Below are 24,141 nucleotides of genomic sequence, written 5' to 3' on the forward strand. Positions count from 1 at the left end.
CTCAGTCGACCTTGATCTCGCGGCGCAGGGACTGCAGGATCTCGGCAATCTCGATGCCATCCGCCTCGGCCTCGAAATTGCGCAGCACGCGGTGCGCCAGCACCGGCAGCAGCATGGCGCCGATGTCTTCGCGCGTGACCGCCAGGCGCCCGTGCATCAGCGCGCGCGCCTTCGAGGCCAGCACCAGCGCCTGCCCCGCACGCGGGCCGGCGCCCCAGCCGATGTGCTTGCGCACCGCCTCGACCGAGCTCTCGCGCGGGCGCGTGGCGCGCACCAGGCGCGTGGCGTAGCGCAGCAGGTGCTCGCCGATCTCGATGTCGCGCACCAGAAGCTGCAGGCGCAGCAGGGTTGCCACGTCCATCGCCGGCTCGGCGTCATCCAGCCCCGCATGCGTGGTGCGCGAAACCATCAGCACTTCCTCGTCCTCGGTCGGGTAGCCGACGTCGATGCGCAGCAGGAAGCGGTCGAGCTGGGCTTCGGGCAGCGGGTAGGTGCCGGCCTGCTCGATCGGGTTCTGGGTCGCCAGCACGAAGAACGGCCGCGGCAGGCGGTGCGTTGTGCCGGCGAAGGTCACGGCGCGCTCCTGCATCGCTTCCAGCAGCGCGGACTGGGTCTTGGGCGGGGCCCGGTTGATCTCGTCGGCCAGCAGCACCTGGGTGAACACGGGGCCCTGCTGGAAGCGGAACACGCGCTGGTGCGTTTCCACGTCTTCCTCCAGGATCTCGGTGCCCACGATATCGGAGGGCATGAGGTCCGGCGTGAACTGCACGCGCCGGAAGTCCATGTCGGTGGCCTGCGCCAGCGATTTGACCAGCAGCGTCTTGCCCAGCCCCGGCACGCCTTCAACCAGCGCATGGCCCCCGCCCAAGAGGCAGGTGATGAGCAGCTCGACCACGTCCGCCTGGCCGATGATCACGCGCGCCATGCTGCCTTTGAGCGCGTCCACTTTCGCCGCAAGGTCCGCGACCTCGTTTTCGTTCCATGCTATCGCGTCACGTTCCGACACAGCTCAAGCTCCCAAAGCGTATTGAATGATGTTGACCGCGAACCGGGTATTGTCCACCGCAAGCCAGCGCTTGTTGCGAAAGTCATAGTCCCACTCGCAGCCGTAGTCCTTGTTCGAGTACAGCACCCGCACGCGGCCGTCGATCTCGATCGCGCGCAGGTATTCGTGCACCAGGTCGTCGCCCCAGCCGTTCAGCTCCACCGCCGTGTTGGGCGGACCGTCGAACTTGAAGAAGCACGAATACAGCGGGTGCGTATTCGGGATCTTCTTCAAAGCCTTCGGCCCGAACATGCGCGCCAGCTCGGCCTCGAACGACTTGGCGAACAGGCCGTCGATGTCGTGGTTGCAGTCATCGACGAACACGAAGCCGCCGCCCTTGACGTAGCGCTCGAAGTTGCGCCGCTCGCTTGGGGTGAACTGCACCAGCTTGTGGCCCGCCAGGTAGCAGAACGGCGCCTCGAGCATCTTCGGGTCGGACAGCGCGACCATGCGCTCGGCCGGATCGACCCGCAATGTGGTGTATTCGACCAGCGAATTGAGCACGTTGCTGGGCATGCGGATATCCACGTCCCAATCGCCCGACTCGTAAGTCAGGCGCGTGAAGTAGAAATCGTAATGCGCCATCTACACCGCGTCGGACAGCGAGGTGAAGTTAAAGTCGGAGAGCCGCATGGGCGGAATCACCATCTGGTACCGCACCTCGTCCGGGCCGATCACGGTCGGCTTGCCCAGTTCCTCGACGTTGTTGAGCATCGCGACCGGGCTTTCGTTGAAGCGGAAGTTCTTGATCGGGTACTTGATCTTGCCGTTCTCGACGTAGAAGGTGCCGTCGCGGGTGAGGCCCGTCAGCAGCAGCGACTGCGGGTCCACCATGCGGATGTACCAGGTGCGCGTGACCACCACGCCCTTTTTGGTATCGGCAATCAGCTCCTCGAGCGACTTGGTCCCGCCCGACATGATCATGTTGCCCGGCCGGCCGATCGCGCGTGCGCCCTTTTTCCCGGCCCAGTAGCGCGAGTATTCGAGCGAGGCGACCTTGCCGTCCTTGATCAGGCTGGTGCGCTCGCGCGGCAGCATGGAGCCCGCATCCCACGGCAGCACCGGCACGTCCGGGTTCCACGGGTCGGTCCACACATTCACCTGCTCGTCGAACAGCTTCTCGCCCAGGCGGTTGCCGCCGCCCTTCCTGGACAGGAAGCTGCGGCCCTCGTCCGCGCGGCGCGCGTCGAACGCGCCGAACATGCGGCCCAGCAGTTCGGAAGTGGCGGCCGGCTCCAGGATGACGGTGTAGCGGCCCGGCTCCAGCGCCTTGGCTTCCACCGAACGCAGCGCCTTTTCGATCGCCACGTCGGATGCCTCGCGCGCGTCGAAGCGGCGCACGTCGTTGGCCGAGCGGGTCACCCAGCCCGAACCACGCCCGTCCTCGGTGCGCACGGTGCAGGTGTAGTCCAGGCCCGAATATTCCTGGTGCCCGAACACGCCCTTCGAATTGGCGATGGTCTCGAAGCCCGTTGTGTCGGTGAAGAAGCCGGCGGCTACCAGATTCTTCTTTCGGCAGGCGAGGATTGCATGCGACGCCACCTCGGCGCGGTAGTCCGGGTCGATGGCCGCGGTCTCGCGCACCAGGGTTTGCGATGCCTTGAACTCCTGCTTGCCAGGGGCCGGCATGAACTCCGGGTTTTCGGGCGCCAGGCGCGCGATGTCTTCGGCGCGGCGCACTGCGCGCTCGAGCGATTTGTCGTCGAATTCGTTGATCGTGGCGGTGCCCTGGCGCTTGCCGAAGGCGACCGTCACGGCGAGGCTGGTGTCTTCCGACAGGCCAGCGGTAGACACGCTGTTGCGCGCAAAGCGCACGTTGCCCACGCGCCTGCCGTCGATGCGCACGCTGCATTCGTCGGCCTTGGACAAGCCGATCACGCGGTCGCAGATGCGCTTTGCTTCTTCCTGGTTAAGCTGTTTCATGCGGCTTCCCTTACCCGATCTTGCGGGCGGTATTGATCACGTTGATGCCATTGAAGCGCGTCGTGCTCGATCCGTGCGACACCGCGCTTACCTGGCTCGGCTGGCCCTTCCCGTCGAAGAACGAACCGCCCATGCGCCAGTCGCGCTCGTCGCAGGTGGCAGTGCAGGCGTTCCAGAATTCCTGGGTGTTTGCCTGGTAAGCCACATCCTCGAGCGGGCCGACGATCTTGCCGTTCTTGATCTCGAAGTACAGCTGGCCGCCGAACTGGAAGTTGTAGCGCTGCTGGTCGATCGAGTACGAGCCGCGGCCGAGGATGTAGATGCCCTTCTTGACGTCCTTGACCATCTCGTCCGGCGTGAGGCGCTTCTTGCCCGGCGCGAGCGACACGTTGGGCATGCGCTGGAACTGCACCTGGCTCCAGCTGTCCGCGTACGAGCAGCCGTGCGACTCCTTCTCGCCGATGATGTGGGCCTGGTCGCGCGTGGCCTGGTAGTTGACCAGGATGCCGTTCCGGATGATGTCCCACTCCTTGCACTTGACGCCCTCGTCGTCGTAGGCCACGTAGCCGAGCGAACCCGGGCGCGTCTTGTCGGCGACGATGTTCACATGCTCCGAGCCGAACTTGAAGTTCTTCGACTGCCACTTGTCCAGCGTGCAGAAGCTGGTGCCGGCATAGTTGGCCTCGTAGCCAAGCACACGATCGAGCTCGGTCGGGTGGCCCACCGACTCGTGGATGGTCAGGAACAGGTTCTCCGGCGCCAGCACGAGGTCGTACTTGCCCGGCTCGACCGACTTGGCCGACAGCTTTTCGCGCGCCTGGCGCCCGGCCGCACGGGCTTCCTCCACCAGGTCGTACGACTTCGTGTACAGCGTGGTCACGCCGCCGGCCGCCTGCACCTTGTGCTCGGGGCGCGCGTCGAAGTACTCGTAGCCCATGCCCACCGGCGCGCCCAGCCCGTCACGCGAGCGGAACTTGCCGGTGGCCTTGTCCACGGCGGTGGCCGACAGCGGCGCCCACAGACGGTGGATGTCCTGGTCGATGTACGAGCCATCGGTGGAGGCGAAGTACTTCTGCTGGTTCACCTGGAACAGCTGCGAGCGCATGAAGCTCGCGCCCGCGTCCAGGCCGGCCTTGTTCGCGGCCAGCAGCATCTCGGCCTTGTCCTTGACCGGCACGGTGCGCCAGTCCTTCGTGAACGGCGTTGCCCAGCTCACCTCGCCCACGCCCTCGACCGGCGCGAGCTGCACCGGCTCGCTTTGCAGCTTGGCGTTGGCCTTGGCGATCGCCACCGCCTGGCGCGCCGCGTTTGCCACGCCGTCCGGCGTCATCGAATTGGTCGCCGCAAAGCCGTAGGCGCCATTGGCGATCACGCGCACGCCCACGCCGCTCGACTCGGTGTTGGTCACGCTCTCCACGTGCAGGTCGCGCGTGGTGACGAACTGGTTCAGGTAGCGGCCGATGCGCACGTCGCAGTAGCTGGCCCCGGCCTTGGTGGCCGCGTTCATCGCGGTGTCCGCGAGCGACTTCTTGAAGCTCGCGGCCATCGGGTTGAGCAGTTCTTCGGCCGCGATCGCATTGCCGAACACCGGCACCAGCATGGAGCCGGCGGCGCCGGCGCCGATTCTCAAAAATGTACGTCGTTCCATCTTGTTCTTTCCAATTTACCGATGTGCGAGCGGGAGCTGGACGCGTGGGCGGAAGACCCTCCCACCCTACGGGCATCTGTAGGGTGGGCAGCTCGTCTGCCCACGCGTTCAACAGGCGCTTACACGGCGTCGGACAAGGAGGTGAAGTTAAAGTCCCGCACCTTCATCGCCGGCAGCATCATCGAGAACGGCGACTCTTCGCCACCGATGACGACCGGCTTGCCGATCTCCTCGATATTGTTGAGCATCGTGACCGGGCTCTCGTTAAAGCGGAAGTTCTTGATCGGGTGCTTGATCTTGCCGTTCTCGATGTAGAACGTGCCGTCGCGGGTCAGGCCCGTGAGCAGCACCGACTGCGGATCGACCATGCGGATGTACCAGGTGCGCGTGACCAGCACGCCCTTCTTGGTGTTGGCGATCAGTTCCGCGGTCGACTTGTCGGTACCGGCCATGATGAAGTTGCCCGGCAGGCCGGTCGCGGCCACGCCTTTCTTCTTGGCCCAGTAGCGCGAGTAGCCCAGGTTGGCCACCTTGCCGTTCTTGATCACGTCCATGCGCTGGCGCGCCAGCATCGAATTGCTGTCCCACGGGACCACGGCCACGTCCGGGTTCCACGGGTCGGACCAGATGTTCACCTGCTCGTCGAACAGCTTGTCGCCCAGGCGGTTGGCGCCGCCCTTCTTGGACAGGAAGCTGCGGCCTTCGTCGGCGCTCCTCGCATCGAAGCCGAAGAACATGTAGCTGAGCAGGTCGGACGTTGCGGCCGGCTCCAGGATGACCGTGTAGCGGCCCGGCTCGAGCGCCTTGGCATCCACCGAGCGCATGGCTTTTTCGACCGCCACTTCGATCGCTTCGCGCGCGTCGAATTTGGCGGCGTCGCGCGCGTTGCGCTTGACCCAGCCCGAACCACGGCCGTCTTCGGTGCGCACGGTGCAGGTGTAGTCCAGCTGGGTGGTCTCCTGGTGGCCGAACACGCCGTTCGAATTGGCCACCGCCTGGAACGAGGCGTTATCGGTGAAGAAGCCGGCAGCCACCAGGTGGTTCTTGCGGCAGGCCTCGATGCTGTACGCCGCCACTTGCGCGCGGTATTCCGGGTCGATGTCGGCGGTGCGCTTGGCGAAGGTTTGCGACGCCTTGTACTCCTGCTTGCCCACGGCCGGCATGAACTCGGGGTTCTCCGGCGCCAGGCGCGCCAGTTCCTCGGCGCGGCGCACCACTTTTTCAAGCGACTTGTCGTCGAACTCGTTGATGGTGGCGGTGCCCTGGCGCTTGCCGAAGGCGACCTGCACGGCGATGCTGGTGTCATCCGCGAGGCCGGCGGTGGACACGGCGTTGCGCGCAAAGCGGATATTGCCGTTGCGGCCGCCGCTCACGGTCACGGTGCACTCGTCGGCTTTCGAGAACGACAGCACGCGGTCGCAGATACGTTTGGTTTGGTCCTGGGTCAAAATGGTCATGTTCTGTTCCTGCCTTAGCCGATCTTGCGGGCGGTGTTGATCACGTTGATGCCGTTGAAGCGCGCGGTCGATGCGCCATGCGAGACGATCGAGATCTGCGGCGGCTGGCCCTTCCCGTCGAAGAAGGAACCGCCCATGCGCCAGTCACGCTCGTCGCACACGGCCGTGCAGGCGTTCCAGAACTCCTGTGTATTGGCCTGGTAGGCCACGTCCTCGAGCATCTGGCCGATCTTGCCGTCCTTGATCTCGTAGAACAGCTGGCCGCCGAACTGGAAGTTGTAGCGCTGCTGGTCGATCGAGAACGAACCGTCGCCCACGATGTAGATGCCCTTCTTGATGTCCTTGACCATTTCGTCCGGCGTGAGCTTCTTCTTGCCCGCCTGGAGCGATACGTTGGGCATGCGCTGGAACTGCACGCTGCTCCAGCTGTCCGCGTACGAGCAGCCGTCCGACTCCTTCTTGCCAATGATGTGGGCCTGGTCGCGCGTGGCCTGGTAGCTGACCAGGATGCCGTCCTTGATGATGTCCCAGCGCTTCGTCTTCACACCTTCGTCGTCGTAGCCCACGCAGCCGAGCGAACCCGGGGTGGTCTTGTCGGCCACGATGTTCACGTTCGGCGAGCCGTAGTTGAATTTACCGGTCTTCCACTTGTCGAGCGTGGCGAAGCTGGTGCCCGCGTAGTTGGCCTCGTAGCCGAGCACGCGATCGAGCTCGGTCGGGTGGCCAACCGACTCGTGGATGGTGAGCCAGATGTGCTCCGGCGAGAGCATCAGGTCGTACTTGCCCGGCAGGACCGACTTGGCGGTCAGCTTGGCCTTGGCATCGCGGCCCGCGGCGCGCGCGTCCTCGATGATGTCGTACGACTTGCCATACAGCGTGGCCACGCCGCCGGCTGCCTTGATCTTGTCCTCGGCGCGGCCGTCCAGGTACTCGTAGCCCATGCCCACCGGCGCCGACAGGCCTGCGCGCGAGCGGAATTTGCCGGTCGATTTGTCCACCGCGGTCGCGGTCAGCGGCGCCCACAGGCGCTGCATGTCCTGGTCGATGTACGAGCCGTCGGTCGAGGCAAAGTACTTCTGCTGGTTCACCTGGAACAGCATCGACTGCATGAAGTTCGCGCCGCCATCCATGCCGGCCTTGTTGGCGGCGATGAGCAGTTCGGCTTTTTCCTTGATCGGCACGGCGCGCCAGTCCTTCTTCACCGGCGTGACCCACGACACCTCGCCCACGCCCTTGACCGGCGCGAGCTGCACCGGCTCGCCCTGCAGCTTGGCATTGGCCTTGGCGATTGCCACCGCCTGGCGCGCGGCGCCTGCCACGCCATCGGGCGACATGTCCGAGGTCGCGGCGAAGCCATAGGCGCCGTTGCACACCACGCGCACGCCCACGCCGGCAGACTCGGTGTTGGCCACGTTTTCGACGTTCAGGTCGCGCGTGATGATGTACTGGTTGAGGTAGCGGCCGATGCGCACGTCGCAGTAGCTGGCGCCGGCCTTGGTGGCGGCATTCAGCGCGACGTCGGCCAGCGTCTTCTTCAGGCCCACGGCCATCGGGGTAAGCAGCTCTTCGGCGGCAATCGCGCGACCGAAGACCGGGACCAGCATCGACCCGAAGGCCAGACCGCTGATATTGAGGAAGGTGCGACGTTCCATTCTGTCTCCTGAAATCAACCCATCTCTTCTTGGCAGCAGCCTTTGTCGGCCGCTCTCGTATTTACAACTGCAACGGGTGCCGCTTGCCCTACAGCGCGAAACGGCAAACCCAAGAACCATATCAGCAACTCAAGAGTTTGAATAGGCAAGACGAGTCACGGTCACGCAACTTTTTTATCGTTTTTCGATGACGCGCCGCAGCAAGTTGGGGGATTTCGCCCAGATGCGACAAATCCTGTATGTATGCATACGCACTGGCGCAACGCGGCCGTGCACGCCACAGGCAAACACGGTCGTGTATATTTCCTCAACAACATGACCCTAACTCATCGATGCCGCCCATGAACCTCGTCCGCCTGACCGTCGTTGCACTCTTCGCCGCCGCCAGCCTTGGCGCACACGCCGCCGAAAACATCCCGCCAGCCCAGGCGCCGGCGCTCGCCGCCGTCGTGAGCAACTCGGTGGTCAAGGTCTTCAGCACCTTGCGCCGCCCGGACCCGCTCAAGCCGTGGACCAAGGCCGCGCCCTCGTCGGTCAGCGGCTCTGGCGTGGTCATCGAGGGCAAGCGCATCCTGACCAATGCGCACGTGGTCGGCTACGCCAGCCAGGTCGAGGTGCAGGCCAGCCAGTCGGGCGACAAGATGCCCGCCACGGTGGTGGCGATCTCGCGCGGCATGGACCTTGCGCTGCTCAAGCTGGATGACGAATCGTTCTTCGACACGCACCCGCCAGTGCCGCGCGCCAAAGCGCTGCCGGACGTGGGCGAGCCCGTGTTCGCGTACGGCTATCCGATCGGCGGCAACTCGCTGTCCACCACCAAGGGCGTCATCTCGCGCATCGAGTTCGTCCCCTACAGCTACGGCAACTCGGGCCTGCGGATCCAGGTGGACGCGCCGATCAATCCGGGCAACAGCGGCGGCGCGGTGGTGGTCGGCGACAAGCTGGCCGGCCTTGCGTTCTCGGGCGTGACGAACGCGCAGAACATCGGCTACATCATCCCGAACGAAGAGATCGACCTGTTCCTCAAGAACGTGGCCACCGGCCTGGCCAACGACAAGCTGTCGATCCACGACGACCTGCAGACGCTTGAGAACCCCGTGCTGCGCCAGTTCCTGAAGCTGGACAAGTCGGTGGAGGGACTGGTGGTGAGCCACCCGGCCGGCAAGGACGCCGCGTATCCGCTGAAGGAATGGGATGTGGTGACGCACATCGGCGAATACCCGATCGACAACCAGGGCATGGTCAAGCTGGGGCAGAACCTGCGGGTGCGCTTCCAGTACCACCTGCAGCACGTGACCAGGGACGGCAAGGTGCCGCTGACGATCGTCCGCGCCGGCAAGACCATGCAGGTGCAGGTGCCGGTAAGCGGCCCGCGCAAGCTGCTCATCCCCGACCTGAACGGCGGCTACCCGTCATACTTCGTGTACGGCCCGATCGTGTTCTCGCGCGCGACCGCCGAATACCTGTCGTTCCTGAGCGCGAATGCGCCGGCGCTGAACGCGTTCAGCTTCAACGCCAACCCGCTGGTCACGCGCCGGGGCGACCAGCCCGACGCCGAGCACGATGAGCTGGTCGTGATCGCAGCGCCGTTTTTTCCGCACAAGCTGGTGAACGGCTACGGACCGCACTTTGCGTCGGTGGTCGATTCGGTCAACGGCGTGCACGTGAAGAGCCTGCGGCACCTGGTGCAGGTGCTGCGCGACCTGAAGGACGACAACGTCGTGCTGCGCTTTGACCAGCGCTATGGGGAAACGATGGTCCTGCCGCGCAAGGCCATGCTCGATGCGACCGACGGCATCCTGCAGGACAACGGCATCCGCACGCAGGGCTCGCCGGACATGATGGAAGTGTGGAACGGGAAGTCGGCCTGAATGATCGTAGGGTGGGCGGGTCTCCCGCCCACGCGTTCAACGCCTGCGGGCATCGCCCCCGCGCGGGCTAATCCAACATAGTTTGAACGCGTGGGCAGGAAACCTGCCCACCCTACGCCGGGGTCAGCCTTTTTTGACCGGCACGAAGGTCAGGTCCTGGAAGTCGTAGCTGAAGTCGGTCTCGGTGGAGATCGGCTTCATCTTCATGCGCTCGATGCTGCCGTCCGGGTTGAGCGAGAACGTGACGTAGGCGTCCGCATTGAAGTTGCGCTCCTTCCAGCGCACGATGAAGGTGTCATGCTGGAAGTGCTCAAGCTCGCCGACCAGGTCCGGCGTGCGCGTGAAGGTGAGCACCTGCTTCTTGCCCACGTGGCTGATCAGCGCCTTGCCATACCAGGCGTCCTCGTACTCGCCGTCGTACGCGGCCAGCGGCAGAGACGGCTGCGACTTGGCGGCGCGCGCGGCGCTGGCGTTCTTCAGCCGCGCCATCTCCTTGGCGTGCATTTCTTCTTCAAGATCGGCCACCACCTTGATCCAGTCCGGGCCACCCTGCACGCCGAGGTAGCGGTCCAGCAGCGCATAGGTGAGCGCGTTGAGCGAGCCGCCGCTTTCGGCGTTGGTCAGGATCGCAATGCCCAGCTTTGATTCCGGCACCAGCAGCACCTTGGAATAGAAGCCCTGCAGCGCGCCGCCGTGCATGGCCAGCAGCTTGCCGCGGTAGTCGCGCAGCTGGAAGCCCAGGCCGTAGGCCGAGAAGTTCGGCTTGATGGTCGCCATCGCAGTCGGCGCCTCGCCAATGCGGATCGGCGTCTGCGCGGTCCACAGTTCGCGCGCCTGACGGGCAGAGAACAGGCGCACTTCCTTGCCGCTCGCGTCCACGCCGATGCGGCCGCCGTCGAGCAGTACCTTCATCCACTTGGCGATATCCTCGGCGTTGGTGTTGATGCCCACCGCGCCGATCGCATTGGGCACCGGCATCGACTTCACCGCGGCGATCTTGCCGTCGATCTTGCTGTGCGCGTTGGCCAGGTCAGGATTGCCTTCGTTCTCGGCCAGGCTGGTGGTGGTGCCGGTCATGCCCACAGGGTTGAGGATGCGCTCGCGCACCGTCTCGCCCCAGGTCTTGCCCGACTTGGCGGCGATGATCTTGCCGGCCACGATGTACAGCAGGTTGTCATACGCATAGCTGCTGCGAAAGCTCGTCGCGGGACGGATGTAGCGCAGCTTCTGGATGATCTCGTCGGTGCTGAAGTTGGTGGTCGGCCACCACAGCAGGTCGCCCGCGCCCAGGCCAAGGCCGCTGCGGTGCGTGAGCAGGTCGCGCACCGTCATCTCGTGCGTGACGTAGGCGTCGTACATCTGGAAGTCCGGCAGGTGCCTGGTCACCGGATCGTCCCAGGCCAGCTTGCCCTCATCCACCAGCATCGCCAGCGCGGCGGCGGTGAATGCCTTGGAGTTGGATGCGATTTCGAACAGCGTCTTGCCATCGACCTTGTCCGGCGCGCCCAGCTTGCGCACGCCAAAGCCCTGGGCCGCCACCACCTGCCCGTCCTTCACCACCGCGATGGCGATGCCGGGCACGTCGAACGCTTTCATCACGCGGTTGACGTCGGCCTCCAGGCTCGATGCGCTGGCGACAACGGGCGCGGCGACCGGCGCTGCCGCATCATGTGCGAACACGCCGGCGGCGGAAAAGGCGAGGAGGAGTGCTGCTGAGAGGCGTTTCATGCGGTCTTCCTTATCGTTGTTGGCGTTGTTGGCTGCATGGCTGAGTCGGCCGGGCGCGGGCAGGATAGCACTTTCAACCTTCCCGCGAAAGCGAGCCGCCGCGGGTATTGACGAGCGCGCAGGTGGAGCCTCTGCTATCATCGCGGCTTTTCCAGCCCCCACCTTCCATGGAAGCGTTCCTCATCTCGACCGGCATCGTCGCGCTTGCCGAAATCGGCGACAAAACCCAGCTGCTGGCCTTCCTGCTGGCCGCCCGCTTTCGCCGCCCGCTGCCGATCGTGGCCGGCATCTTCGTGGCGACCATCGCCAACCATGCGTTCGCCGCGGCCGTGGGCGCGCTGGTCAGCCAGCTGCTCGGGCCGAACGTGATGCGCTGGGTGCTGGGCCTGTCCTTCCTTGCCATGGCGGCGTGGATTCTGGTGCCGGACGAGATCGACGAAGAAGAATCCAAGCTGGCGCGCTACGGCGTGTTCCTGACCACGTTGATCGCGTTCTTCCTGGCCGAGATGGGCGACAAGACCCAGATTGCGACGGTGGCGCTGGCGGCGCGCTTCCAGTCCATGGCGGCGGTGGTGGCCGGCACCACCGTCGGCATGCTGCTGGCGAACGTGCCCGCCGTGTACTTCGGCGAGCGCATCGCAGGCAAGGTGCCGCTCAAGCTCGTGCACGGCCTGGCCGCGCTGATCTTCGCGGTGCTGGGCGTGCTTACCCTGCTGGGGGCCGGCGCCCAGTTCGGTTTCTGATCACTCGGGAGCGACCCATGATCCTTCCCCGTCTGCTGCTGGCCGCCCTGCTGGCCGGCGCCACGAGCGCCTGTCTTGCGCAGGCTGCCGCCGCCCCGGCCACCCAGCCCAGGTTCGAGCCGCCGGTGCGCGTACCGGCCGACATCGCAAGCTTCTTTACCGGCGAGTGGTCCGGGCGCGGCCAGTTCGCGTCGGGCAGGCCGATCGAGGCCGACGTGAGCTTTCACCCCGAGCTGGACGGCCAGTGGCTGCAGTACCGCCACACCGACCGCGCGCCCAACAAGTACAAGGCGCTGGGCATGTGGGGCATCGAGACCGCCTCGCACAAGCTGGTCATGACGCTCAACGACAGCAGCGGCACGGCACGCACCTTCACCAGCGACGGCTGGGCCGGTGGCGCGCTGGCCTTCGCGCGCACCGTGTCGCGCGAACCTCTGCGCGAAGAGCGCTTTACCTTCAGCCGCCTGTCGGACAACAGCTTTGGCATGGTTTTTGAAGTGCGCGCGGACGACAAGCCGTGGCGCATGATCGACCAGCTGGTGTTCGACCGGGTGGCGCCAGCCGGGCGCTAGGGCTTCGAACCCGCTTGCGTCACCCACACCGGCGCGGACCACAGCACGTTGCCGTCGGACTGCGTCACCTTGGCGTAGTAGAAGTGCTCGCCCGGGGTTGGCGTGAACGTGGTGGTGGCGGTTGCGGACAGCTGCGTGACCGTGCCATTGCGCCCCGGGACGCCTTCCATGATGGCCACCGCCGCCACTGTCTTGCCGGCGTCGTTCGCGAAATTGGCGACCAGCGTCAGCGGCCCGCTGCTCGCGAAGCGCTCGCCCATCAGGTGCCCGTTCGCGGTCAGCACCAGCTGCGAGCCCTTGTCCATCGTCGCAAACACGCGCCGCGCGCGCACTGCATCCAGAAAGCTGCCCAGCGTTAGCGGCGTACCCGCCGGCACCAGCACGCCGGTGCGGTTGGTGTAAGAGACGCCCCAGTTGGCACAGTGGTTGTCCTGGTCGCTGCTGAAGGCGACGTGGTAGCCCGCTTCCAGCAGCTTGTTGCAGGCCATTTCGAAGCTGCTGCGGCGCGTCTCGGTTTCACTGTCGTTGTTCGAAAACGCGGTGCTGTTCAACACCTCGCACAACGCCATCGCCTGGTCGCCGTCTGGCGTGTAGCCCAGCGCCACGCCGTTGACGACGAACTGACCGCTCACGGACGGGTGGTTGAACTGGCCGACCCAGCCACGCTGCTTCATCAGCGTGTACAGCGCGCCGTAGTCGCTGCGCGCGGTGAATGTATCGGCCACCAGTTCACCGCCGGCGTTCTTCTCCCAGCCCAGGAGCTCGGTCGCATTGAAGATGTTCAGGTGGCCGCCGTTGCTGATCACACCCCACTCCAGCCCGTAGATGGCGAGGAAGCCGGGATGCGCGCCCGAGAACGCGCTGGCCGCATCGAGACCGCCGTGGAACAGCGCCTTGGCCTTGGCCGCGTCGGCGTTTGGGTTGCTGCCATCGGAGCCGTCGTACATGTGGTTGTGCTCCGACGTCATCAACAGGTCGAGCCCGCGGCCGCGCGCGTAGGCGTAGGCATCCGTCGGGCCGTAGCGCCCGGCCTGCGGCTGCTGGGCGCCGTCGCAAGCCGCAAGCTCGGCGCCGCCGTCGCTGTGGTTGGTCTGGCTGTGCAGGTTGCCCAGGTAAACGGTGTACGGCAGCGAAGCGGTCGATGGCGCGGCCTGCGGCTGGCGCACGGTGCGCGCCGTGGGCAGCGCGTCGAAACGCGGCATCGTCAGCGGCGCCACCGGGCCCACTTCCACCGGCCAGGCTTGTTCCACCGCCTCCTCGGGCGGCGCGCCGCGCACGCTGGCGCGCATGCGCGCCGTGTACACGCCGGCGCGGGCGCGCGTGCCGGCCACCGTGCCGTCCCAGTGCACGTCGATGTTCACCGGGACCTGCCGCATCGCGCGCATGCCGCGCCAGGTCTTGACCGGCTTGCCGCCGGGCGCCAGCAGGTCGAGCCGCCAGTCCACCTGCTTCGGCTGCGACAGGCCGGGAAAGTCGAAGGTGAGCGTGAAGTTGCGGGCATCGCGATGGCCGGGCGGAGCGGCCGGGTCGCCTGCGAACGGCGCGTACAGCGTGGCTTCGAACTCGCCGTGCTCGACCGGCGCGGGCGCTGCAACGGCACAGGCGCAGGCGGCGAACAGGACGAAGGGAATGGGGGAAAAGATTGAGGTTTTCATGATGCAATTGTTGCAATTGCATCAGTGAAGACCTTGCGCTGACATGGGCCGAAGTTGCCATTTCAATCACTGAAATTGACAAAAGGCCAAGCCGGCGGGAATTGGGGTTCCCGCCGGAAATTACTAAGTTGCCGCGATCAGAAGTGGTACTCGGCACGCACCATCGGGGTGGTGGCACGCTGGCCCTTGCCGCCGGTGGTCCGCTCGGTATTGCCGAACTTGTTGTTCCACAGTTCGTACTCGAAGCCCACGCGGAAGCGGTTCTTCGGCTGGTTGAAGTGGCGGCCCACGTCGTACATCAGTTGCATGTCCAGGTGGGTTTCGGCGCCGGTGCCGTTGCCCACTTCGTCGCGGCCCTTGGCGGCGATCCAGTTCAGGTAGCCTTCGAACGACAGGCCCTCCACCGCGGCCACCGGGATGCCCCAGTTGGCCGACAGCATCGGGTGGGTCTCGTACGTGTAGCGGTCGGTCACTTGCGAGATCGGCGGGAAGGCGCCGGACGGGGCGTTGCTTTCGCGAAGCAGCAGCACGCTCGTGTTCAGGTAGCCCGGCACGTCCCACATCAGCGTCGGGCCCAGCACCAGCATGCGCTTGCGCGAGTTGTAGCCGACGTCGTTCTTGGTGTTCCAGTCGAAGCCGACGGTCGCGCCCACGCCCTTGACCGCGCCGTACGCCAGCTCCTGGCCCATCACCTTGCCGATGTCGAGCGTGTGGCGGTACACCACGTAGGCTTCCTGCGCGCCCGATTTCTGCGTCAGCGAGCCCGGGTCGTTGTGGTCCGACTGCAGCAGGTCGAGGTTGAAGTAGTTGACGCCGTACTTGTAGCCGCTCGAATGCGTCAGCGCGAAGATGTTCTTGCTGATGTTGGTGGGATTGAAGGGTTCGCGGAAGGTCTCGCCGTGGCGCCAGCTGATGGCGGTGTCGCTCCAGTCAGCGGCCTGGCTGATGCCGGAAACCAGCGCGAGGGCGGCGCAAGCCGCGAGTTTCATGGTTTTTTTCATGGATGGGTTGGTGCTGTTTGTAATGTCCCGCTGCAAGCGGCCTGTCGCACGCCAGCCTGGCTGGACGGCGTGCCCGCGCGTAGTGTAGCCGCAAGCAGTGCCATCCGTCCCATCCCTGTCTCATCTACGCCATAGTTCGCCGCCCTGGCCGGCTTGCGCCAACCCGGGTGCGGCTACGTCGCCAGCGCCATCCCGCCGGACAGATGCCATGCCTGCGCATAGCCGATCCGCTGCAGCTGCAGGGCCGCGCGCGCGCTGCGGTTGCCGCTGCGGCAGACGAACACCAGCGGCCGCGATTCGTCGCGCAGCCAGCGCCCGGCCTGCTCGGCCAGCCGCGACATGGGCACGTTCAGTGCCGCGCGGCCGTGCAGCGTTGCCGGGCCCGCCGCGTGCTCGGCGGGTTCGCGCACGTCGACCAGCACCGCGTCCGGATGCGTGGCCAGGAAGCGCTCCAGCGACTGCTGCTCGACCTGCAGGACGTTGGCCACGCCAGCGAGCGCCGGACGGCACAGCAGCGGCTGCACCGCCAGCAGCGAACCAAGCACGCCGCCGCCGTGCGCCAGTGCTGCCGGCGTGCTCCACGGCGGCGTGTCCGATTCGACGCTGCGGCACAGCGCCGTGTCCGCATTCACCAGCGAGGCAAGCCGTTCGGTCGCGCCGCGCATGCGCGCCAGCGGCACACCTTCGGCGCAACCGGGCGCCTGGGCGCCGCCGATAAAGGCAAAGCGCACATCGGATGCCGGAAGGTCCGGGCCGTTGGCGGCGCCGAGCAGGTAGAACGCGTCCTCGCCCTGCGCCACGCGCGCCAGCCACTGGTCGCCGATCCTGATCGCCGGCACGACGCTGGCGTCGCCCAGCCGCACGCTGGCACCCTGGCGCGGCCAGCCGGCCTCGAACAGCACACCGCTTTCGGCCAGTGCGCTGCACAGCGCGTCGCAGCCGGCACGCGCCTGCGCGTCGTCTTCCGTCGTCAGCACCGCGCGTACTGCATAGCCGTGCGAGCGTGCCAGCGCCGCGATGCGCGCCGCCAGCGCCGCGGGCGGGTCGATCGCCACGCACAGCTCCTCACGCTGCTCGAACACCAGCCAGCCGGCGCGGCCCTCGCAGCTCATTTGCAGCACGCCGGCGCCGCGCGCCTGGCCGGACAAGGCAAGCGGGTCGGCACGCAGCGCAGCGCCACAGCGGACGATGCGCTGGCAGGCAGCGTCGATGAACGCAGCGTCCACCTGCGGGCCAAACGACAGCCGCACGGCGGAGGTCGCGCGCCACGCCGGCAGCTGCATCGCCTGCAGCACATAGCTCGGCTGAGCCTTGGATGCCGAACAGGCCGATCCCGCGCTCACGCGCACGCCCGTCGCGTCGAACAGGTCCAGCACTTCGCGGCTGGCCAGGCCCGGCACCGAAAAGTTGATCGTGGTCGGCAGCGCCAGGTCGAACGGCGCGTTGAATACGATGCCGGGAAAAGCCTCGCGCAGCGCCAGCACGATCCGCTCGCGGTATGCCGCGAGCTCGCCGTGGCTGCGGAACACGCCGCCCTGCTCCAGCGCCTTGAGCACCGCGCCGAAGGCCGCGATGCCGGCCATGTTCTCGGTACCCGAGCGCTGCGCCCCTTCCTGCCCGCCGCCCGCGATCAGCGGCGTGAACGGCGCGCCTTCGCGCACGTACAGCATGCCGATGCCCTTCGGGGCCGACAGCTTGTGGCCCGAAAACGGCGCGTAGTCGATGCGGGTGTCCGCCAGCGCGAGCGGCAGCTTGCCGAGCGCCTGCACGCAGTCCACCATCCACAGCGCCTCGCGGCCCTCTTCGCGCATCACCGCTTCGATGCCCGCCAGGTCGGAGACCACGCCGGTCTCGTTGTTCGCCGCCATGGTGCACACCAGCGCGGCCTCCGGCGCCAGCGCGCGCAGCACGTCCAGCCGGTGGCGGCCCTTGCCATCGACCGGCAGGCAGGCCAGTTCCAGCTTGGTCCCGAGCAGCCGGTTCCAGTGCGCCAGGCTCTCGGGCACCGCCTTGTGGTCGGTCGCGCCGTACACCAGCAGCGTGCCGCAGGGCTGGCCCGCCAGCTGCCGTTCGCGCACCTGCGCCAGGGCCGACACCACCGCCGTCTGGATGCCTTCGGTTGCGCCGCTCGTGAACATCAGCCGGCCGCCGCCCGCGCCAATCACGCGCCGGGCACAGGCGCGCGCCTCGTCCAGCACCCGCTTGGCGCGTATGCCGGTTGCATGGCTGCTGCTCGGGTTGCCGAAGCGCTCCGCCATCACGTCCACCGCCGCCTCGACGGCGACAGGCAGGGTGGCACAGGTGGCGTTCGCGTCCAGATAAATCTCGTTGTTCATAAAAAAATTGCCAAAAACCTAAAATAGTGGCTCGGTTCGTGTTATTGTTGGGTAATATGTTACAAAGTTGCGCAGAAGAAGACGTTCCAAAATCTCTGATTTGTGGTCAAAATAAAGCAGAAGTGTTCTCATAATCACAAAAATTGAAAATGAATTCACTCGATAAGTTTGATTGCGCGATTTTGGCTGCGCTCCAGGCCGACGCCACCCTTTCCATTTCCGGCCTGTCCGAAAAGGTCGGCCTGTCCAGCACCCCCTGCTGGAAAAGGGTCAAGCGGCTGGAGGAAGAGGGCTATATCGAAAGCCGCGTCAGCATCGTCAACCGCCAGAAGGTCGGGCTGCCGGTGACCGTGTTCGTCAGCGTGCGCACCAGCGAGCACGACGAAAAATGGCTGGAGCGCTTCGCCTCGGCCGTCACGGCGCTGCCCGAGGTGCTCGAGTTCCACCGCATGAGCGGCGACGTGGACTACCTGCTCAAGGTGGTCACCACCGACATCGACGGCTACGACCGTTTCTACAAGAAGCTGATCAAGACCGCCCAGCTGACCGGGGTGTCGTCGGCGTTCTCGATGGAGCAGATCAAGTCCACCACCGCGCTGCCGCTGGAACTGATCTCGCACGGCTTGCCGGCCTGAGCGCCTACCCGCATCGGCGAAAAATCTGCGATGATGTCGGCCGTTCGATAACAACGGAGACAACTCAATGCCATCGACCATGAAAGCGGCGCCGCTCGCGCTTGCCGCGCTGCTGCTCGCATCGCACGCCGCGGCGGCGGATGAACAGGTAGTGAAAATCGGCGTGTCCGGACCGCTGTCCGGCCCGAACGCCTTCGCCGGCAAGGACGACGAAAACGGCGTGCGCCTCGCGGTCGAGGAGCTCAACGCGCAGAAAATCAAGGTGGGCGGCAAGACGGTCCGCTTCGAGCTCGTGTCCGAGGACGACCAGGGCGACCCCAAGGCCGGCGTGAACGTGGCGCAGAAGTTCGTGGACGCGGGCGTCAAGTACGTGCTGGGGCCATACAACTCGGGCGTGGCCATTCCCGCTTCGCGCATCTACAACGACGCCGGCGTGCTCATGTCCACGGTCGGCACCAACCCCAAGATCACGCAGGGCGGCTACGGCACCGTGTTTCGCATCGTCGCCAGCGACACTCAGGTGGGAGGCTCGGTGGCGAACTACGCGGCCAAGGACCTGAAGATCAAGAACATCGGCGTGATCGACGACCGCACCGCATTCGGCCAGGGCATCGCGGACGAATTCACGCGCCGCGCCAAGGCCGCCGGCATGAACGTGGTGGGCCGCGAGTTCACCAACGACAAGGCCAGCGACTTCTCGGCCATCCTCACGGCGCTCAAGGCCAAGCGCGTGGATGCGATTTTCTTTGGCGGCTACGCCCCGCAAGCCGCGCCCATGGCGCGCCAGATGAAGCAGTTCGGCATGACCGCCAAACTCCTGGGCGGCGACACGCTGTGCAGCCCCGAGATGGCCAAGCTGGGCGGCGACGCCGTGGGCGACAACGTGCGCTGCGCGCAGGCCGGCGCAATCCTCGAAAAGCAGGCGGCCGGCCCGGCCTTCATCGCCAAGTTCAAGGCGCGCTTCAAGCGCGACCCGGACGTGTACGCCCCCTCGTTCTACGACCAGACGATGTTCATCGCCCAGTCCATGAAGACCGCCAACTCGGTCGAACCGGCCAAGGTGAATGCCGCACTGCGCTCGGGCAGCTACCAGGGCGTGGTGGGCACCTATGCCTACGACCCGGCGGGCAACCTGAAAAAGACCACCGTCACGGTGTACACCTTCAAGAACGGCGCGCTTTCGCCACTGGCGAGCTATTGAACAGCAAGCGTTCCGGCGGCTCGGCGGCGCAAGGGGTATCCTTGTCGCCGCTTGACGCCAACACCACTCCAGGACTCCATTCATGAACAACAAATCCGCACTCGGCGCGCTCGCCATCGCCGCCGCACTGGCATGCGCCGGCGCATCTGCCGACACGGCCGCACCGGCCGTATCCAGCGCCGCGCATCCTGCCCAGGTGAGCGTAGCGGGCAAGCAGCTTGGCGCGCTCGCCGACGAATACTATGACGCGCTGGCGCGCTTCGACCCTGTGGCCGCGGGCGAAAGCGGCGACAACCGCTTCTACGACCAGATCGGCATGTCGATCTCGCCGGCCGAGCGCGCAAAGCAGTTCGGCCTGTACAAGGGCTACCTCAAGCGCCTGCACGCGATCCCCCGCGAGCAGCTGACGCCCACCGACCGGACCAGCTACGACATCCTCGATTACGAGCTCAAGACGGCGCTGCGCTTCGAGCCCTTCCCCGAGCACCTGCTGCCGATTAACCAGATGGACAGCGTGCCCGTCATGCTCGCGAACTACGCCAGCGGCGAAGGCGCGCAGCCGCTGGTCACGGTGCGCGACTACAAGGCCTACCTGAACCGCCTGCGCCAGCTCGGTCCGTGGATCGACCAGGCGATCGCCAACATGCGCGAAGGGGTCAGGCTAGGGGTCGTGCAGCCGCAAGCGCTGATGAAGTCGGCCCTGCCGCAGTTCAAGCAGCTGGTGTCGAACAAGCTTGACGAAAACATCTACTACACGCCGGTGAAGCACTTCCCGGCCAGGTTCACGGACGCGGAAAAACGCGAGCTCACCGAGGCCTATCGCGGCACCATCGACAAGACGCTCAACCCCGCGCTGGCGCGCCTTGCGACCTTCATCGAAAAGGAATACCTGCCGCACTGCCGCACCAGCACCGGCTGGAGCGCCCTGCCGAACGGGAAGGCGTGGTACCTGGCGCGCGTTGCCAGCCAGACCACCACCGCGCTCACGCCAGAGCAGATCCACCAGACCGGCCTGCGCGAAGTGGCGCGCATCCAGGGCGAATACGCGCGCATCGGGCCGAAGATGGGCTACAACGGCCCGGCCGGCGGCCTGCCGGCGTGGGTATCGGAGCAAGCCAGGTTCAAGCCGTTCAAGACCGACAAGGAAGTGATCGACGTGTACCGCAAGCTCGACGCCGAGCTGCGCCAGAAGCTGCCCAAGCTGTTTTCGCTGCGGCCAAAGACGCCGCTCGACCTGCGCCTCGAGCCCGAGCTGTCGCGCGCCACCGCCTCGGACCACTACACGCCGCCGGCGGTGGACGGCACACGCCCCGGCGTGTTCTGGTCGGTGGTGAACGATCCTAAACAGTACGGCAGCACCGGCATGGTGACGCTGTTCCTGCACGAGGGCCAGCCGGGCCACCACTTCCACATCGCGCTGATGCAGGAGCTGAACCTGCCCAACTTCCGCAAGTTCGGCGGCAACAACGCGTTCACCGAAGGCTGGGCGCTGTATGCCGAGACGCTGGGCACCGAGATGGGCCTGTACAACAAGCCCGAGGACTGGTTCGGCCACCTGAACGACGAGATGCTGCGCGCCGTGCGGCTGGTGGTGGACACCGGCATGCACGCCAAGGGCTGGACGCGCGAGCAGTCGATCCAGTACATGCGCGAGACGCTGGGCTATCCGGAATCGCTGGCGCGCAGCGAGACCGAACGCTACATGGCATGGCCGGCGCAAGCGCTGGGCTACAAGGTGGGCGCGCTCAAGATCCAGGAACTGCGCCAGCGCGCGGAGAAGGCGCTGGGGCCGAAGTTCAGCCTGCCCAGGTTCCACGAGATCGTGCTGGACGAGGGCACGCTGCCGCTGTCGCTGCTGGAGACGAAGGTGGACCGCTGGATCGCGGCTTCGCGCTAGTCGCAATGTAGGGTGGGCGGGTTTCCCGCCCACGCGTCCAGCCAACGCATGCGTGACCGCAGCAACGGCTACCCGACCCGCAGTTCCACCTGTAACCCCGCAGCCTGCACCGCCCCGGTCATGGGCCGTGCGGGAAAGCTGATCCGCTGGCCGTCGCGCCGGACCGGCTGCAATACCAGGTTTCGCACTCCCATCCCGGCCACCTGCCGGGACATCCTCTCCACATCGTCCGGGTCCAACATCGACGGATCGACCGTGCAGCGCACCTCATGCGCCACACTTGAGGCCAACAACCGCCGCAGCGATTCGCGCGCGGCGTCTCCGCTGTCCGCGCCGGTGATGCGTTCGTAAGCGTCGAATGGCGCCTTCACATCAAAACCCACCCAGTCCAGCAGCGGCAGCGCGGCCTGCAGCCGTTCAGGATAGGCGCCGCCCGTGTGCAGGGCGGTGGCAAAACCGAGCGCTCGCACCTGGGCCAGCGCATCCGGCAGGCCGCGCTGCAGCAGCGGCTCGCCGCCGCTGAACACCACACCGTCCAGCAGCCCGCGCCTTGAGTGCAGCCACGCCAGCACCTGCTGCCACGACGTGGCGCCGGGCGCGGCCGGCTCGCGCGGCAGCAGGTGCGGATTGTGGCAGTAGCCGCAGCGCCACGGGCAGCCCTGCGTGAAAACGACTGCGGCCAGCCGTCCCGGGAAGTCGATGGTGGTGAACGGCGCCAGTCCGCCGACCGCCACCTCCCTGTGTTCACGCATGCGCCATCGCCGGCAGCGCGCGCGCTTCGGTGAAATGGCGGCGCTCGTGGTGCTCGCCCTGCTTGCCGGGGTTGAACTCCGATACCGGGCGGTGGTAGCCCATCACGCGGGTCCAGACCTCGCAGCGCTGGCGTTCGTGGTCGGCGAGCTGGTGTTGTTGGTGTTTGTCGGACATGGGATTTCCTTTCTTGGTTCGGGTGGGTGATCAGGAAGCGCGGCGCGCGAGCAGTTCCTCGTCGCAGCGCGGGCAGAACTCGTGTTCCCCGGCCAGGTAGCCGTGGACCGGGCAAATCGAAAACGTCGGCGTCACCGTGATGTACGGAAGACGGAAACGCGACAGCGCGGTGCGCACCAGGTTGCGGCACGCCTCGGCCGATGAGATGCGCTCGCGCATGTACAGGTGCAGCACCGTGCCGCCCGTGTAGCGGGTCTGCAGTTGGTCCTGCCGCGCGAGCGCTTCGAACGGATCGTCGGTAAAACCGACCGGCAGCTGGGTCGAGTTGGTGTAGTACGGGCGCTGCTCGCTGCCGGCCTGCAGGATGCCGGGCCAGCGTTTGCGGTCTTCCTTGGCGAAGCGGTAGGTGGTGCCTTCGGCCGGTGTCGCTTCCAGGTTGTACAGGTTGCCCGTCTCCTCCTGGTAGGCACGCATGCGCTCGCGCAGGCGCTCCAGCAGGCGCAGCGCCAGCGCGTGCCCCTGTTCGCTGCTGATGTCCGCCGTGCCGCCGCTGAAGTTGCGCACCATCTCGTTCACGCCGTTCACGCCGATGGTCGAGAAGTGGTTGCGCAGCGTGCCGAGGTAGCGCTTGGAGTACGGGAACAGGCCCTCGTCCATCAGGCGCTGCACCAGGCGCCGCTTGATCTCGAGGCTGTCGCGCGCAAGGTCGGCCAGGCGGTCCACCTGCGCCATCAAGGCCCGCTCGTCGCCCGCGTACAGGTAGCCAAGGCGCGCGCAGTTCAGCGTCACCACTCCGATCGAGCCGGTCTGCTCGGCCGAACCGAACAGCCCGTTGCCGCGCTTGAGCAGCTCGCGCAGGTCCAGTTGCAGGCGGCAGCACATCGAACGAATCTGGTTCGGCTTCATGTCCGAGTTCAGGAAGTTCTGGAAGTACGGGAGGCCGTACTTGGCCGTCATCGCGAACAGGCGCTCGGCGTTGGGCGACTCCCACGGGAAATCGCTGGTGATGTTGTAGGTCGGGATCGGGAAGGTGAACGCGCGGCCTCGCCGGTCGCCCGCGCTCATCACCTCGATGTAGGCGCGATTGATCAGGTCCATCTCTTCTTGCAGGTCGCCGTACGCGAACGGCATCTCGGCGCCGCCGATGACCGGCACCTGCTCGCGCAGGTCTTCCGGGCACACCCAGTCGAAGGTGAGGTTGGTGAACGGTGTCTGCGTGCCCCAGCGCGATGGCACGTTGAGGTTGTAGATGAACTCCTGCATCCCCTGCCGCACCTGTTCGTATCCAAGCGCGTCCTTGCGCACGAACGGCGCCAGGTAGGTGTCGAACGAACTGAACGCCTGCGCCCCCGCCCACTCGTTCTGCAGGGTGCCGAGGAAGTTGACCATCTGGCCCAGCGCGGTGGAGAAGTGCCTGGGCGGGTCGGCCTCGGGCTTGCCCGGCACGCCGTTGAAGCCCTCGTACAGCACCTGGCGCAAAGACCAGCCCGCGCAGTAGCCGGACAGCATATCGAGGTCATGAATGTGGAAATCGGCTTCGCGGTGGGCCTGGCCGATCTCGGGCGGGTACACCTGCGACAGCCAATAGTTGGCGATCACCTTGCCCGATACGTTCAGGATCAGGCCACCGAGCGAATAGCCCTGGTTGGCGTTGGCGCGCACGCGCCAGTCGGCGCGCTCGAGGTATTCGTCGACGCTGGCGGCGACGTCGACCAGGGTACGGCTGTTGTCGGCCGCCGGACTGGCGGGCGTTGGTGGCAAAACCTGAAGGTGCAGCATGGGCCGTGCTCCGCGTTGGGGGGTGGAGCGTCGGCGCTGCGCCATGCCGCCAGCGGGGGCGCACGGTCGAG

17 protein-coding genes and 1 pseudogene are annotated in these 24,141 nt (G+C 66.2%); 6 read left to right on the forward strand and 12 right to left on the reverse strand.

The features are described 5' to 3' along the window. Position 1 precedes the first annotated feature (1 nt). The 6 genes from NX773_RS21870 to NX773_RS21895 form a co-directional block, all read right to left on the reverse strand. On the reverse strand, positions 2–1,006 hold the full coding sequence (locus NX773_RS21870) for an AAA family ATPase (RefSeq protein WP_258858360.1): 1,005 nt from the start codon (positions 1,004–1,006) through the stop codon (positions 2–4). A gap of 3 nt (positions 1,007–1,009) precedes the next feature. Continuing rightward, positions 1,010–1,630 carry a DUF4159 domain-containing protein gene (locus NX773_RS21875; protein WP_258858361.1) on the reverse strand — a complete coding sequence of 207 codons (621 nt, stop codon included), beginning with the start codon at positions 1,628–1,630 and terminating at the stop codon, positions 1,010–1,012. Beyond that, positions 1,631–2,968, reverse strand: a complete 1,338-nt coding sequence (locus NX773_RS21880) for a TldD/PmbA family protein (RefSeq protein ID WP_258858362.1) — start codon at positions 2,966–2,968, stop codon at positions 1,631–1,633. A gap of 10 nt (positions 2,969–2,978) precedes the next feature. After that, on the reverse strand, positions 2,979–4,616 hold the full coding sequence (locus tag NX773_RS21885) for a TldD/PmbA family protein (protein ID WP_258858363.1): 1,638 nt from the start codon (positions 4,614–4,616) through the stop codon (positions 2,979–2,981). 119 nt (positions 4,617–4,735) lie between these two features. Then, positions 4,736–6,073, reverse strand: coding sequence for a TldD/PmbA family protein (locus NX773_RS21890; RefSeq protein ID WP_258858364.1), 1,338 nt, complete (start codon positions 6,071–6,073; stop codon positions 4,736–4,738). Between the two features lie 14 nt (positions 6,074–6,087). After that, on the reverse strand, positions 6,088–7,725 hold the full coding sequence (locus NX773_RS21895; RefSeq protein ID WP_258858365.1) for a TldD/PmbA family protein: 1,638 nt from the start codon (positions 7,723–7,725) through the stop codon (positions 6,088–6,090). A gap of 341 nt (positions 7,726–8,066) precedes the next feature. Here NX773_RS21895 and NX773_RS21900 point away from each other — a divergent pair, with 341 nt between their 5' ends. Next, a complete protein-coding gene (locus tag NX773_RS21900; RefSeq protein WP_258858366.1) occupies positions 8,067–9,596 on the forward strand; it encodes a S1C family serine protease in 1,530 nt (509 codons plus the stop codon). 123 nt (positions 9,597–9,719) lie between these two features. Here NX773_RS21900 and NX773_RS21905 read toward each other — a convergent pair whose 3' ends face one another. After that, positions 9,720–11,324 (reverse strand): serine hydrolase, encoded by a 1,605-nt coding sequence (locus NX773_RS21905; protein WP_258858367.1) that lies wholly within the window; start codon positions 11,322–11,324, stop codon positions 9,720–9,722. Between the two features lie 167 nt (positions 11,325–11,491). Between NX773_RS21905 and NX773_RS21910 the strand changes: the two genes are divergently transcribed. Both NX773_RS21910 and NX773_RS21915 read left to right on the forward strand, forming a co-directional pair. Then, positions 11,492–12,067: a TMEM165/GDT1 family protein gene (locus NX773_RS21910; protein ID WP_258858368.1), complete on the forward strand. Its 576-nt coding sequence runs from the start codon at positions 11,492–11,494 to the stop codon at positions 12,065–12,067. A 17-nt stretch (positions 12,068–12,084) separates the two neighbouring features. Then, positions 12,085–12,639, forward strand: a complete 555-nt coding sequence (locus tag NX773_RS21915; protein ID WP_258858369.1) for a hypothetical protein — start codon at positions 12,085–12,087, stop codon at positions 12,637–12,639. On the opposite strand, the gene NX773_RS21920 is transcribed toward NX773_RS21915, so the two are convergent. From NX773_RS21920 to NX773_RS21930, 3 genes are all read right to left on the reverse strand, one after another. Next, positions 12,636–14,294: a CehA/McbA family metallohydrolase gene (locus tag NX773_RS21920; RefSeq protein WP_258858370.1), complete on the reverse strand. Its 1,659-nt coding sequence runs from the start codon at positions 14,292–14,294 to the stop codon at positions 12,636–12,638. The two genes, NX773_RS21915 and NX773_RS21920, sit on opposite strands and share 4 nt — an antisense overlap. A gap of 137 nt (positions 14,295–14,431) precedes the next feature. Next, entirely contained in the window at positions 14,432–15,283 is an 852-nt protein-coding gene (locus NX773_RS21925) for an outer envelope protein (protein ID WP_258858371.1), read from the reverse strand. Between the two features lie 185 nt (positions 15,284–15,468). Continuing rightward, on the reverse strand, positions 15,469–17,631 hold the full coding sequence (locus NX773_RS21930; protein ID WP_258858372.1) for an aminotransferase class V-fold PLP-dependent enzyme: 2,163 nt from the start codon (positions 17,629–17,631) through the stop codon (positions 15,469–15,471). 149 nt (positions 17,632–17,780) lie between these two features. Here NX773_RS21930 and NX773_RS21935 point away from each other — a divergent pair, with 149 nt between their 5' ends. The 3 genes from NX773_RS21935 to NX773_RS21945 all read left to right on the forward strand — a co-directional run bounded on the left by NX773_RS21935 (position 17,781) and on the right by NX773_RS21945 (position 21,364). Further along, on the forward strand, positions 17,781–18,266 hold the full coding sequence (locus tag NX773_RS21935) for an Lrp/AsnC family transcriptional regulator (protein ID WP_258823114.1): 486 nt from the start codon (positions 17,781–17,783) through the stop codon (positions 18,264–18,266). Positions 18,267–18,333: 67 nt separating this feature from the next. Beyond that, positions 18,334–19,467: a branched-chain amino acid ABC transporter substrate-binding protein gene (locus NX773_RS21940; RefSeq protein WP_258858373.1), complete on the forward strand. Its 1,134-nt coding sequence runs from the start codon at positions 18,334–18,336 to the stop codon at positions 19,465–19,467. Between the two features lie 82 nt (positions 19,468–19,549). Continuing rightward, positions 19,550–21,364: a DUF885 domain-containing protein gene (locus NX773_RS21945; RefSeq protein ID WP_258858374.1), complete on the forward strand. Its 1,815-nt coding sequence runs from the start codon at positions 19,550–19,552 to the stop codon at positions 21,362–21,364. A 68-nt stretch (positions 21,365–21,432) separates the two neighbouring features. Here NX773_RS21945 and NX773_RS21950 read toward each other — a convergent pair whose 3' ends face one another. Together NX773_RS21950 and NX773_RS21955 are read right to left on the reverse strand one after the other, a co-directional pair. Further along, positions 21,433–22,116 carry an anaerobic ribonucleoside-triphosphate reductase activating protein gene (locus NX773_RS21950; RefSeq protein WP_258858375.1) on the reverse strand — a complete coding sequence of 228 codons (684 nt, stop codon included), beginning with the start codon at positions 22,114–22,116 and terminating at the stop codon, positions 21,433–21,435. Beyond that, positions 22,109–24,115, reverse strand: a pseudogene (locus NX773_RS21955) (ribonucleoside triphosphate reductase). The gene NX773_RS21950 and the pseudogene NX773_RS21955 overlap by 8 nt, the downstream one beginning before the upstream one ends. Positions 24,116–24,141 lie beyond the last annotated feature (26 nt).

The sequence above is a fragment of the Massilia solisilvae genome (assembly GCF_024753215.1).
Lineage (GTDB): Bacteria > Pseudomonadota > Gammaproteobacteria > Burkholderiales > Burkholderiaceae_D > Telluria > Telluria solisilvae.